This is a genomic window from Rhodococcus sp. YH1, assembly GCF_009939605.1.
GTDB classification, from domain to species: domain Bacteria; phylum Actinomycetota; class Actinomycetes; order Mycobacteriales; family Mycobacteriaceae; genus Rhodococcus; species Rhodococcus aetherivorans.
Map to the genome: position 1 here is coordinate 16,177 of NZ_WVTE01000267.1, position 13,263 is coordinate 29,439.

10 protein-coding genes are annotated in these 13,263 nt (G+C 66.9%); 2 read left to right on the forward strand and 8 right to left on the reverse strand.

The window, feature by feature from the left end:
- Window positions 1–105: 105 nt before the first annotated feature.
- Window positions 106–897 (reverse strand): FAD-binding oxidoreductase, encoded by a 792-nt coding sequence (locus AIIKEEIJ_RS27340; protein ID WP_043796686.1) that lies wholly within the window; start codon window positions 895–897, stop codon window positions 106–108.
- 175 nt (window positions 898–1,072) lie between these two features.
- Between AIIKEEIJ_RS27340 and AIIKEEIJ_RS27345 the strand changes: the two genes are divergently transcribed.
- Entirely contained in the window at window positions 1,073–2,626 is a 1,554-nt protein-coding gene (locus AIIKEEIJ_RS27345) for an AMP-binding protein (protein WP_161996954.1), read from the forward strand.
- A 231-nt stretch (window positions 2,627–2,857) separates the two neighbouring features.
- The gene (locus tag AIIKEEIJ_RS34145; RefSeq protein ID WP_338021021.1) at window positions 2,858–5,674 is read left to right on the forward strand and encodes an AAA family ATPase; all 2,817 of its coding nucleotides are present in this window, start codon (window positions 2,858–2,860) and stop codon (window positions 5,672–5,674) included.
- On the opposite strand, the gene AIIKEEIJ_RS27355 is transcribed toward AIIKEEIJ_RS34145, so the two are convergent.
- Genes AIIKEEIJ_RS27355 through AIIKEEIJ_RS27385 form a run of 7 tightly spaced genes read right to left on the reverse strand, consistent with a single transcriptional unit; the run spans window position 5,675 to window position 11,957 of the window.
- The gene (locus AIIKEEIJ_RS27355; RefSeq protein ID WP_161996956.1) at window positions 5,675–6,220 is read right to left on the reverse strand and encodes a phage tail protein; all 546 of its coding nucleotides are present in this window, start codon (window positions 6,218–6,220) and stop codon (window positions 5,675–5,677) included.
- Window positions 6,217–8,166 carry a putative baseplate assembly protein gene (locus AIIKEEIJ_RS27360; RefSeq protein ID WP_161996957.1) on the reverse strand — a complete coding sequence of 650 codons (1,950 nt, stop codon included), beginning with the start codon at window positions 8,164–8,166 and terminating at the stop codon, window positions 6,217–6,219. Before AIIKEEIJ_RS27360 ends, AIIKEEIJ_RS27355 begins: the two co-directional genes overlap by 4 nt.
- 4 nt (window positions 8,167–8,170) lie before the next feature.
- Window positions 8,171–8,608 carry a GPW/gp25 family protein gene (locus AIIKEEIJ_RS27365; protein ID WP_161996958.1) on the reverse strand — a complete coding sequence of 146 codons (438 nt, stop codon included), beginning with the start codon at window positions 8,606–8,608 and terminating at the stop codon, window positions 8,171–8,173.
- 3 nt (window positions 8,609–8,611) lie between these two features.
- The gene (locus tag AIIKEEIJ_RS27370) at window positions 8,612–8,971 is read right to left on the reverse strand and encodes a PAAR domain-containing protein (protein ID WP_338021022.1); all 360 of its coding nucleotides are present in this window, start codon (window positions 8,969–8,971) and stop codon (window positions 8,612–8,614) included.
- Window positions 8,904–10,715 (reverse strand): VgrG-related protein, encoded by a 1,812-nt coding sequence (locus AIIKEEIJ_RS27375; RefSeq protein WP_065922221.1) that lies wholly within the window; start codon window positions 10,713–10,715, stop codon window positions 8,904–8,906. Before AIIKEEIJ_RS27375 ends, AIIKEEIJ_RS27370 begins: the two co-directional genes overlap by 68 nt.
- Window positions 10,712–11,506 (reverse strand): CIS tube protein, encoded by a 795-nt coding sequence (locus AIIKEEIJ_RS27380; RefSeq protein ID WP_161996959.1) that lies wholly within the window; start codon window positions 11,504–11,506, stop codon window positions 10,712–10,714. Before AIIKEEIJ_RS27380 ends, AIIKEEIJ_RS27375 begins: the two co-directional genes overlap by 4 nt.
- Window positions 11,507–11,516: 10 nt before the next feature.
- Window positions 11,517–11,957, reverse strand: coding sequence for a phage tail protein (locus AIIKEEIJ_RS27385; RefSeq protein ID WP_065922223.1), 441 nt, complete (start codon window positions 11,955–11,957; stop codon window positions 11,517–11,519).
- Window positions 11,958–13,263 lie beyond the last annotated feature (1,306 nt).

The following is a 13,263-nucleotide window of genomic DNA, read 5'->3' on the forward strand; positions in this document are numbered from 1 at the left end:
CGAACGGTCACGACCCGGCGCAGCCCTCACTCGTCGCGCTGGTGGCCCCCTCGAGTATCGTCGCGGGCGTACCGCCCGGTCAACCGGCCGGCCGTCGCGGCCCGGTCAGTACGGGTCGAACCGGACGTTCTCGGCGGGGGTCCCGGTCTCGACGAGCGTGTGCAGGGTCGCGCGGACCATCGCCGCGGACCCGCACACGAGCACCTGGTGGTCGCCGAACGCCCCGTAGGAGGTGACCACCTCGTCGAGGCTGCCCTCGAGCAGCTCGTCGGGGTGGAACCCGGGATCGCCGACGTGGGCGACGATGCGGTCGTACCACTCGTCGGGGATCCCGGGGTCGTCGACCGACTCGACCACCGGCACCACGGTCAGCCACGGCAGAGTCTCGGCGAGCAGGATCAGCATGTCGGCGGCGTACAGGTCGCGGGGCGTGCGGCCGCCGACGAACAGGAAGGTCTGGGGCGGGTCCGGCCGGCGCGCGACGTCGAGGATCAGCGCCCTCAGCGGGGCCAGGCCGGTGCCGCCGGCCACCATGATCACGATGCGGCCGGAGTCGTCGACGTGCAGGTTGCCGCCCTGCGGCGCGCCGATCGTCCACACGTCGCCGGGCCGGGTGGCGGTGACGATGCTGCCGCTGACCCAGCCGCCGGGGACGGTACGGACGTGGAACTCGAGCTTGCCGTCGAGCGACGGGGGCAGTGCGGGGGAGAGGCGGCGCGGCAGCCGGGGATGCTGCGGCACGGTGACGTCGACGTACTGCCCGGGCGCGAACGGCACCATCGCGTCGTCGCATTCGAGGCGTACCACCGCGACGTCGTGGCGGAGCCGGTGGTGCTCGACGACGGTCGCCGACCACACCGTGTCGGGGGTGTGCAGGGTCTGTCCGGCCGGCTGCATGGTGTGACTCCCGGTGCTCGAGCGTGAAGGTGGCCCCACTCTAGGTCAGGGCCGCAGCCCCGTCCCGAAATGAAACATGTTCCAATTCTGCCGCCGGAGCGGTTATGGTGACGAAGGGGTGATCCCCGCCACGTCGAGCCGTCACCACGCTGACCATCGAGGAGAAGGACTCTCAATGACCGAGGAGTACGCCGACCTGCATCGGCCCGTGTTCACCGCGGACCTGCTCATCACCGCCCTCGAGCGCAGCGCCGAGAAGCCGGCCCTGTACCTCGGCGACGTGGTGCTCACCGGCGGGGAGATGCGCGACGAGATCAGCCGGTTCGGGCAGGCACTCGCCTCGGTCGGGGTGGGGCAGGGATCGTCGGTGGCGATGCTGTCGAAGAACCGCCCCGAGGTTCTCATCTCGATGGGCGCGACGATGGTCGCCGGCTGCCGCAACAGCGCGCTCAATCCCATGGGTTCGCTGTCGGACCACCTCTACATCGTCGACGACGCCGCCATCGAGACCCTCATCTTCGATCCGAACCACTTCGAGGAACGCGCCGCCGAACTGAGGGCACAGGTGCCGACGCTGAAGAACGTCTTCTCCCTCGGCCCGTCGGAGGTCGGCACCGACATCCTCGTCCTGGCCGCACAGTTCACGCCGCAGCGGCTCGTCGCCGCGCCGGTGGCGGCCGAGGACACGTCGAGCATCGTCTACACCGGCGGCACCACCGGCAAACCCAAGGGCGTCATGGGCTCGTTCCGCTCCGGCGCGACGCTCACCCAGATCCAGATGGCCGAATGGCAGTGGCCCGACGAGCCGCGCTTCCTGATCTGCACGCCGCTCTCGCACGCCGGCGCCGCGTTCTTCGTCCCGACGCTGCTGCGCGGCGGATCCCTCTACGTGCTGCCGTATTTCGAGCCGGGCCTGGTGCTCGAGACGATCGAGAAGCACCGCATCAACGCCACCATGCTGGTGCCCACGATGATCTACCTGCTGCTCGACCACCCCGATTTCGACCGCCGCGACCTGTCCAGCCTCGAGACCCTGTTCTACGGCGCGTCGGCGATGTCCCCGGCGCGGCTGCGGGAGGGCATCGAGCGGCTGGGCCCGGTGTTCTTCCAGTTCTACGGGCAGAGCGAATGCGGCATGACCATCTCCGTGCTGCGCAAGGAGGACCACCTCGCCGACGATCCGGAACGCCTCGCCACGTGCGGGCGGCCGGTCCCGTGGCTCGACGTGCGACTGCTCGACGACGACCTGAACGAGGTGCCGCGCGGGGAACTGGGGGAGATCTGCGTACGCGGGCCGCTGGTGATGAAGGGATACCTCGGCAAGCCCGCAGAGACCGCCGAGGCGCTGCGGGGCGGCTGGCTGCACACCGGCGACGTCGCCCGGGCCGACAAGAACGGCTTCCTCACCATCGTCGACCGCAAGAAGGACATGATCGTCACCGGCGGATTCAACGTCTTCCCCCGCGAGATCGAGGACGTCATCTCCGCGCATCCGGCGGTCGCGTCCGTCGCGGTCGTCGGCGTGCCCGACGCCAAGTGGGGCGAGGCCGTCAAGGCCTGCGTGGTGCTGCGCGACGGCCGGTCGGTCCGCGCGGAGGAGCTGATCGAGAGAGTCCGCGCCGCAAAGGGTTCGGTGCACGCACCGAAGTCGGTGGACTTCCTCGACGCGCTGCCGCTCACCCCGTTGGGCAAGCTGGACAAGAAGACTCTGCGTGCGTCGTACAGATAGGCGGAACATTCGTTTCGCAACCGAGGCAGGTTGTGCGGCGGGTAGAAACCGACGTCGGATCCTCACGAACACGGACGTCGAGGCTCTACAACTCGCGGCATCCGTAAGTGTTCCGTCCCTCGGAGCTGCAATGAGTTCGGAAATCGGCCCACCGAACACTGGCGTTCGGTTTCGTTCGGGAGGATATTCGAACGGTGGGGATTGCAGTCCGGTGCCAGGGGTGGATCCGAAATGCCAACGTCGGAAATTTTGAGGGCAAAACTTCGAGTGCCCGCTCAACGTGGGTTGCGGCGAGAAAGGTTGTTGAAACAATGCTATGACGAGTTGACCCCCGTGGTCGTCGTCGTCGGTCCGGCGGGATCAGGGAAATCGACATTGTTGTCCCAGGTCGCCGCGTCGACTGACTCCCCGGTCGGGTGGTATCGGGTGACCGAGGACGACTCGACCGAACATGCCTTCGGTAAATATCTCTGCGCTGCTGCTCGGGAAATGGGCGTTGCTCTCGACCCGGAAACGAATTCGATCGACGCTGTTCTCGGCGAATTGGACAAAATCGGCGACGTCGATGCATTGTTGATCATCGACGATGCTCACGAGATCGCCGATAGTGGCGCCGAAACGGCACTGGGTCGTTTCGTCGCATTGCGCCCTCCTCGTCTACGCATCATCCTCGGAACGCGGCGCACCCTGGAAATCAACTTACCCCGACTCGTTGTGTCGGGCGAGGCTCGCGTGATCGATCAGGACCAGTTGCGATTCCGGTCGTGGGAAGTGGAAGAGCTGTTCGCAACCTTCTACGGCGAGCCACTCTCGCCTGAGCCGGCAGCCAGACTGACGCGCCGGACAGGAGGATGGGCAGCAGGCTTGCAGCTGTTTCATCTCGCCACGTCCAAACTCGCGGACTGCGACCGGCAGCGTGCCGTCGGCCACCTCACGGGGCACTCCAGACTCGTCCGGGCGTACCTCGCCCGTAACGTTCTGGCGGAACTGCCGGCCGATCAGCGATGGTTCATGACGCACACCGCCTCGCTCGAGCTCATGACACCTGCCCTCTGCGACACTCTGCTGGGAATCAGCGACAGCGGACGCATTCTTCAGCAGTTGACCGAACATCAGCTGTTCACCGAGTGCGACGACGTCGGTCGGACCTTCCGGTATCACGAGGTGCTCCGGACATACCTCGAGCTCGCATTGCTGGAAGCCAACGGGGAGAGGGAAACCAAGGCGTGGTACCTACGGACAGCCCGGGTGTTGGAGGAGGCCGGCGAGCACCGACATGCCGCCCACGCCTATGCCAAGGCATCGGACTGGGCGGCGGTCTCGCGACTGGTCCGACACGCAGCCAGCTGCACCGTGCCGATAGGGAACGACGATCCCCTTATTACATGCAGCGAGTGGCAGACCGATCCGTGGCTGGCACTCGCGTTGGCGCGCTTGCGCGTGCGGGAGGGGGCCATCGCCGAAGCCGAACAAGTCTATCGAGCGGCGCGCGAGTTGCTCGACGACCCGGAGTTCGTCGCACGGTGCGAATCCGAGCGGCGCGAACTGCTGGCATGGCTGCCGGGAGCGTCGGTCGACGCGCGACTCCTGCAACACTGGCTCGGGCCCCTGCGGGCCGCATTGCGGGCCCCTAACACTGGGCGCGCCGCAACCGAACCAGGAGCGCCGAAGGCGCGATTCGTAGAGGGGATGTGCGCCCTCAGCGCGGGCGACATCGCCTCGGCCAGAGAGGCAATGGTCGAGGCGCAAGCCGCGGACGAGCCGATTGCCGCGATCTCGTCACGGTTGGTGGTCACGATCGTCGATGCGCTTCGCGGAGCGATGCCAGATCCTGCGGTAGTGAACGATCTGGCGTCGAGATGCTATCGGGAGGGCCTGCTGTGGCTCGAGAGAGTTTGCCGCGGCCTGCAGGAATTGGTGCTCATGCGGGACCTTCCCGCCGAGTGGCGCGCCGACATCTGCGAGGAAATGCTGGTCGAGTGCGAGAAGGTCGACGATCACTGGGGCGCTGGACTGCTGACATTCGGGCTTGCGCTCGTCGCGCTGCACCGACGTGACCCGACGGCGTTCGATCGGTTCGAGGATGCGGCACGCCGCTTCGAGCGCCTGAATGCGCCGGTTCTCGTGGTGTGGAGTCGTGTCCTGGGGCTGAACCCGGCCGCCCCCGACATCGTCGCCCGGTCGAAACAGGCAGCCGCCGCCGCACACGGCGTCGGACTGCACCGAGCCGAGATGATGGCATTGTCGTACGCAACAGGCTACGACAAGAGTCGCTCTCCCACTCTCAAAGAACTTGCGCCAATGACGGCCCATCAGCCGGATCCGATCCGCGGTGCCGTGCTTCCCGCGATCGGGATCTTCTGCTTCGGCGGATACCGACTGGAGGCCTTCGGACAAATCGTCGACCTCACAGGTCTCCGGCCCCAGGCACGGATACTGCTGCATCTCCTGTCGATGACCCCGAACCTCGATTACCACCGGGAGGTGCTCGAAGATGCGCTGTGGCCCGGTGCCGCGCACGAGGTGGCATGCCACCGACTGCAGGTCGCAGTCTCGAGCGTGCGAGGTCTGCTCGGTGAGTACGGGATGACGCTGCAGCGCAGCGACGAGTCGTATCGATTGGCGACGCCCGGGTACGTCTTCTCGGACGTGGTCGAATTCGAACGCGCGTTGTCGAATGCCGCCGCCCGAACCGACCCGGAGGCGGCACGTGACCGGGTGGCATCCCTCGAATACGCGCTCACTCTCTACACCGGCGACCTCCTCCAGGAGGATGGTCCCGCGGAGTTCGTGGCCTCCGAGCGACATCGGCTGCGCAGTGCCGCTGCGAGCGCAGCCGTGGGACTCGCCGAGGACTATGTGGCGCTCGGTGACAGCGTGAAAGCCGACATCGCTGCCCACCGTGCGGTGGACCTGAACCCATATCAGGATCGGCCCTGGTGGATCATGGTCGATATCCGCGAGAAGGCCGGCGACATGAGCGCCGCCGAACATGTACGACTCGACCATCGACGGGTGCAGGAAGAACTCGGTCTCGTCGAGAGTTGATCAAACGGCGCCTCCGGAAATCTCGACTCGGTGCGGAATATGTGCAGGCTTGACCGCCTCGACCAAGGCGTCGAATCGGCGTTCGTCGACCATCCTCGGGTCGGTGACGGTCAGGCGGACGACAAGATGGGGATGGGGACTTCCCGGTGGTGCGACACCGGCCGTCGTGGAACCCACGGTCCCTCCGGACTCCTCGATCTCGGGCTCGAGGTCGAACACGGACGCTACGGCCTCCCTGATCCCGTGCACGGTTCCGAGAACCGCCATCGTCCGGACTCCTGCGGCGATGAGGTCGCGTCGGCGGGATTCGGATTCGTGGCTGTCGAAGGCGAGTCCGATCCAGCCGGCGAGCCAGCCGAGCATGTCCTCCGGCGTGGTGTGTGGGTCCAGGTAGGCACAGAACGAATCGAGGGTCGCCAGTATCGGCGCGAGGACCTCGTCGAATGCGTCGCAGAGCTGTTGTGTGCGCGCATCCTGTCGATACACCGCGGGCATTGTCTCGACGAGTGGTCGCGGGGACGACAGCGCTGCGAGGGTGCCTCTCATGCCGTCATCACCACCTGGTGGTCGTACGAGTAAACGAGCGTGTCCGCGGCCAGCGGCAGGACCGATGCGCGTTCCCCGCGACTGCCCGTGACGGGATCCGCGGGGTACAACCGGATCGACGTGCTGCTCGACATCTCGAAGCCGGGCACCGCACTGATCGCCGCCGCGATCTCACCGTCGCGCACCGCGCGGCCCAGCGGCCAGCCTCGGCCGTCCCGTCCGCCACGCACGGGGTCGAGATAGCGGTACAGGACATCGAGCAGGCCCGATTCGACCTGGGCGGCAGTGAATCCGGGTCCCGGACGCACGTTCACAACGACGACCGTCACGGCCCGATAGACCGGTGGTTCGATGATCAGACGGGTGCCCACGAGCCGGCGTTCGTCGAGATACCGCCGGATTCGCTGGACGGTGTCGTCCGGGGGTTCGAGATCGGCCAGGGCGATGTGTCCCGCATCGTCCGGACGGACGTGGGGAACCAGGAGGACCCGGACCACGCCCGCCTCGGACGCGTCGTTGGACGGAAGACAGTGCACACGCGCGGTCTCCGGCGCGACCTCGCGTGTCAACTCCTCGAAGTCGCGGGCGGTCACCGCGCGCCCGCGGGAGCGCAACAGCAACGGTCCGCGGATCTTGAGTTCCTCCAGGGTTTCCGGGGGTGCACCGCCGATCGCCGGGCCGCGATTCTCGATTCGGGAGATATAGGGCACGCTCGTCTTCAGCACCCGGATCCGTCCGGTCGCGACATTCCCTTCGGCGCCGCCGCCCGTCCGATATGCGGCCATGCGTATCGCCGACGATTTCGCCGGCACCGCACCGTACCGCCGCAGGGTCCCGTCGGCCTGACGCAGGGCGGGACCGAAGGACACCTCGCCGGTGACGGCGTCGACGTGGAACACCTTGTCCTGCGCGGTCGACTCGGCGAAGTGTTCCACGTGATGCCACCGCGACTCCTGACCGGCGTCGACGACCACCATGCTGCATCCCGGCCACCGCAGGACCGGCGTGTGCCGCACCCGAAGGTGCTGGTCGGCAGCACCGTCGGAGACCCCGAGGAACTCGTCGTGCACCACACGGGCGTGGATGACCGGAGTGGTGCCGCCGATCGTCCGGGCGGTGATCTTCCGGATGCGGGGAGGTTCGGAGTAGGTGCGTTCACCGCTCTCGGTTTCCCGCAGCCGACAGCGGATCCACGCCCGGCGCACGCCGGCGAACACCGATTCCGTGTGCTCCGGGGGGATGTGCAGGACCACGTCGCCGGGCTTGTTCAGGCCTCCCGTCTGGTCGCGGTCGACTTCGCAGCGCTGCCAGCCGGTGGGGGTCCTGGCCTCCCAGACCCGCGGTGGTCGTCGTGGATCGACACCGATGCCGGAGACCTCGCAGTCGATCCGGAGCAGTACCGCGCAGCGCGGAACGGCATTCGACAAGCCGATCACCAGGGAGTCCCCGGGGCGGGGGACCGGTGAGAAGCATGTGAACCCGGCCGAGCCGCGCATCTCGTTGGTGCGTTCGACCGGTTCCGAGCCGACCAGCTGGACGCCCACCCAGGCGGCGCTGCAGGGAACGATGTCGAGGCGCTCTACCGTCGAGAACACGACCGGTTCGGTGACGTCCGTGCGATCCGTCGCCACCTCGGTCTCCGCGCGCACGACGACCGTCTGCGGTTGCGGTGCGGAGAGCCAGAAGGTGACCGCTCCCTGAGCAACTCCCGGTGGTCGCTGCTCCACGCCGATCAGTTCCAGGAACTTGAGGTAGTTCCGGTCGGGGACGCGATTGAGCCGGTAGATGAGTTGATCGACCATCATCGCGAACGTCTCGATGAGCGTGATGCCGGGATCGGAAATGTTGTGGTCGCTCCATTCGGGGCATCTGTCCTGAACCAGTCGACGTGCATCGTCCACCAGTTGCTGGAAGGTTCGGTCGTCGAGGTTCGGGGCGGGGAGCACGGTGTCACTTCCTCTGCGGTGGTTCGACGGCCGTGAACGACTCGACGGGTTCGTCGACGATCAGATAGAACGGGAAGACGAGATTGCGGATGTGGTTGCGCTCGCGGAGCGAGTAGGAGATGTCGATGTAGCAGGTCGTCGGTATTTCCGGATCGAACCGGACCGCCACGTCGACCACGTCGATGCGGGGCTCCCAGCGGGTGAGGGCGTCGTGGACGTCGGCCGCGATCGCGGCGGCGGTCCCGTCGTCGGCGGGTGAGAAGACGTGATCCTGTACGCGGCAGCCGAATTCGGGTCGCATCGGCCGCTCACCCGGTGTGGTTCGCAGGATCAGCTCGATCGCCTGCTCGATGTCGCGGGGCCCCGACGCCAGTGCCACCGCGCCCGCGGCGTCGAAGCCGACGGGATAGTTCCAGCCGCGCCCGACGAAATCGGTGGACATGGGTCAACCTCCGATCAGGACAGTGAGGGCGCCGGAGACGATCGGAGCTCCGCAGGCGGACATATCTCCTATCCGTGCGGCAGGCATCCCGCCGATGAGGACGGTGGCCGAGCCGGGTCCGACGATCGCCGAGGGTGGGTGCGGTGGGGGAGGTGGGAAGCTGCAGATGTGCGGGGTTCCCACCGTCGCCGCCGGTTGACCGGCGATGAGGACGGTGGGGACTCCCGGAGGGCCGATGACTCCGGGATGGCCTGTGGGATCACCGACGCGCGCGGCAGGGGGCACGACCACCTCCTCAGTTGATCTTGACGAGTGCACCGGAGACGATTGCCGGTCCGCCGGACTTGAACTCGGCGGTCGCACTCGCCGTCACCTTCACGCTCGGGCCGCCGACCTTCACGCCGGTCGTGTCCGCCTCGACCGTTCCCCGGGCGCCCGCGATCTTGACCGAACGCTTGCCCTTCAGGACGATCTCACCCGACGTGAGCTCGATCTTCGAGTCTGCGCCGTCGATCACCACGCCCTGAGTTCCCTCGACGAGAATCCTTCCGTCACTGTGTATCTCGATCTTGGTGCCGATCTTGTCCAGCGACAGACGCAGTCGTCCGTCACCGGTCTCGGCCAGGATGCCTTCGGTCTTCCCGTCCTCGTCGAGCAGATCGATCCGGTGTCCGTTGCGGGAGACGAACGAACGACGATTGACCGCTCCCGATCCGGCGTCGACGAGATCCGGTCCCTTCGTGTCCGGTGTGTCGATTCCGTTGTGCAGCCCGGCGAGGACATAGGGTCGATTCGGGTCGTTCTGTTCGAAAGCGACGAGCACTTCGTCTCCGACCTCGGGGACGACGAGTGCGCCGCGATCCTTCCCGGCGCCCGGCTGCACGACGCGCGCCCAGTCGCTGACGTAGTCCTCGGACAACCACGGGAAGGTCAGACGGACCCGGCCGAGCTGTTCCGGGTCGCGGGCGTCGCTGACGACGGCCACGACCACTCCGTAGTCCGCCTCGCCACCGGTGCCGGACGACAGCCCGAACAGGCTGCGTTCCTCCCTGCCGGTGACGGACAGCGACGTGGTGTAGCCCCCGGCGCCGGGCACGTACCGATGGCGGGCTGCGGTCACGAGGTACTTCCCGTCGAACGGTTCACCCATGTTCGCCAGGCAGATCGGGGTGTCCGCCCGCAGTTTCGGGTTCCCGCGGACGAGGGCCTCGACCTGAGCGAACGACCCGCCGATCACCTCGGCGAGAGCGGTCGCCGCCGAGTCGGCTTCGGGCTGGGTGCGGTAGGCGACGTCGGAGGCGACGTAGGTGGGGTCCCCGAAGGTCGCCGCGACCTCCGCCGGGGTGATCGTCGGCAGCACCGCGCTCTTCGTCTCCGCGGGCGCTTCGGCCACGATCGCCTGCTTCTGCGCGATGTCCCACCCCCGTACCTGAACCTTGGCGACCTGCTCGGCGGCGGTCACCACCGAACGCACCCGCAGCAGATCGGTTCCGAAGGTCAGCACGAGCGGATCCCGGCTGGAGGTGCCCTCGGCCTGCGGGGCCTCCTCGGCGGGTTTCCGGGGACCGAAGTCGAGTTTGTTCTCGCGCACGGCGACCTCGAAACCGACCCGTCGCGCGAGGCCGACGAGGAATTCCCAGTCGGTTCGGCCGCACTGGGACAAGTGATCGAAGACGGTTCCGGTGGACGTGATGTTGCCCAGTTCGATGCCGGCGTCACGTGCAACGCCGACCGCCGCGTCCGACGCCGTCGTCTGGGTGAAGGCCCGGGTGTGCCGGCCGCGGAAGAGCCGGTGGGACGCGTCGTAGCCGCGCACGGTCGTGAACGTTCCCGTACCGTCGAATTCGAGTTCGACGGCGGTGACCTCGCCTGTCACCAACGGTTCCGGAACGGCGACCGCGTCGGTGACGACGGCGATCCTCAGCTCGGAGCCGATCTTGATCTTCGATTTGGCGAGCAGGGTCCGGTCGGTGTCGCGGAAGCGCAGGGCAAACATGTCGGGCACCTGCAGGCTCGAATCCACGAATGCCGTTGCGAGCACGGCCACGAGATCGTCGGCCAGACGATCGCCGTCGACCTCGATCTCCAGTCCGGATGCCGATGTCATCGCAGCGATCCGATCTTCGTGAGCAGGTCCGTCACATTCGGCAGCACGAGCGATCGGCCGGGCGGGAGGCGCGTCGGGTCGTCGATTCCGTTGTAGGCGGCCACCGCTCGCCACATGGCTGGATCTCCGTATTCGCGATAGGCCAGCAGGTGCAGCGTGTCGCCCTCGATCACCTCGTGGACCCGGGAGTGGGTGACCGAACCCGACGACGGATTCTGCCGGCTCGTCTCGCCCGGCATCTCCTCCAGGCTCACGCTGCACACAGCGCGGATCGGTTTGCCGGACGCCGAGAAGAGGGTGTACTTCGCGCTCACCTGGGTGACGAAGGCATTGAAACTCGTGGTTCCACCCCACTTCAGCACCACCAGCGGCGGCATGGGCTTCTTGTCCTTCTCGTCGACCGGGACGCAACACGACAAGAGCTTGTCGACGCACTTCGCGACGTCGGTGTCCTGTTTGAAGGTCGCGTCGAAGAACATCTCCAGGGTGAGCTTGCACGGCTCGGGCCCGGAGTATTCCGGTGGGCCTGCCTTCTTCGTTCCTTTGGCCGGGCTCCGGTCCCACTTCGCGGACTTGGAGATGGTGATCTCCTTGGGATTGAACTGGAACGCGATCGTCCCCAACGAACTGCCTCGCTTGCTTCCACCCACGGCCTTCTCCGCCTTGTAGAGGAGCAGCTCCGCGTGGCTCTGCGCCTCGGGTGGTGGCGACGGTTTCTTCGCGGCAGCCTTTCCGGCCTTCTTTGCCGGGGCCGTGCCGGGGGTATTGGCCAGTGCGATCGGATCGGACATTCGTCGGCCTTCACTTCGTAGGTCCCGGCAGGATGCCGTGGTGTGCGATCTCAAGGGTCTCGGTGGCGACCTTCGCGGTGTCGACGTTCAGGCTCGGGCCGGTCCACCGGACCGGCACGACGCCGCGCAACGACCAGCCGGCGATGACCGTTCCGTCCGCCGTACGAGCAGTGATGCCAGCCGTGGTGGGTTGGAGATCCTCGAGGGCCTGGCTGAGCCATTCGGTCAGTTTGCGGCTGTTCGGGCCGACCGGTCGAGTGAGTTTGACGTTGGTGAACTTCATGCGAGTGGGAAGCTGCCACACCATGGTGTTGTTGCCGCCCTCCTCACGCTGCTCCATGACGATCTCCACCCCGAGTCCTTCGCAGCTGTTGAAGGAGCCCAGGTCCGTGCCGTCCACCTCCACCGTGAAACACACGCTCACGGCAGGGTCGTCGTCGGAGGTCGACATCGATTGCTCCTTCGGCTCAGATTTGTGGATCGGCGAGCAGACCGGCGCGTTCCCGGTCGAGCCACAGTTCCGTCTTGATGCGGGTGACGATCGGTTCGTAGAGGCGGTTGGCGAGATCGTCGATGTTCATGCCCGCGAGGGGGCCGGCCGGGGACGCGGTACCGGCGATCGGAGTTGCCGTGGTCGGAGGGTGTGGTTCCGTGGTCGAAGCCGGCTCGGATGGAGGGGAAGGCTCCTCCAGGCGCTGAGCGACGGGGGCTTGCCGTGTCGGCTCGGCGTCGTCGTCGTCGACCTCACGTGCGACGTGGGCGAACATCTCCCGAAGCGACACCGGTCGGTCGATTCCGCCGGAGATCGGTCCCGGCGCCGGAGCCGTGATCGGCGATCCGATACCTGCGGGTTGCGAAGTGCCGGTGTGTCGCTGGACTGTGATCGGTGGGTTCGGTGCACCGCGAAGGGTGACCATGGGTGCGGAGGGGCTTGAGTCTACGTCATGGCCCGCGTTGCGGTGGGGTGGGGGCGGGGCGCCGGGCGTCCCGGGCGGATCGGCACGAACGGCCGCTACTCGCATGAGCGGAACCGGCTCATCCTGCACCGCTGTGTGAGGAGGATCCGGGACGAATTGCACCGACGTAGTCGGGTGGGGTTGCGGCGCAGCAGGAGCGGTGACGGTTTCAGATGTGAGGTTCCGCTGCAACGGGATCCGATGCGGTGGGACGAGTGGTTCTCTTCGGTCGGTAGAGCTGGAGCGGACCGTCTCCGGTGTCGGTGTCGGTGTCGGTGGTAGGGGATGTGTCGGAACCACCGGCCGGGACGCGACATCGTCCGGCACCGGCGTCATGTCATCAGCGATGCTCGACGTATCGGCCGGGTTCTCGGATGCCTCGATCGACTCGATCTCGTCTGTCAAAATCGGCTGCACAGGAGAGCTTGTAGGGCTGGTTGCGTCGATCGGCGTCTCGGAATTTCTCGAGACGGTGGGGACGGTCCGGGTAGGCGAGGGATCGACGTCCGGTGCTCGGTTCGGAACCGGATCAGGCGTTCGCGATCGACTCGACGCTCCGTTCGTGGGAGCGTCGTCGACCCGTTGGACGCTCGGGGCGACCTGCAGCGGAGCTTCTTCGCCGCGAGATCGATGTTCGACCGGGTCGGGAGCGGCGGTGTGACGAGCGACCACGGGGACAATCGGGGCGGGTTCACTCGCCTCGAGGACCGGGCCCGTGACGGTCGGACTCGGCTCGGGATCCGGACTGTCTCCGGGATCCGGAACCGGAACAACGTCGCGCTGCACTATCGGAGGTGCAGG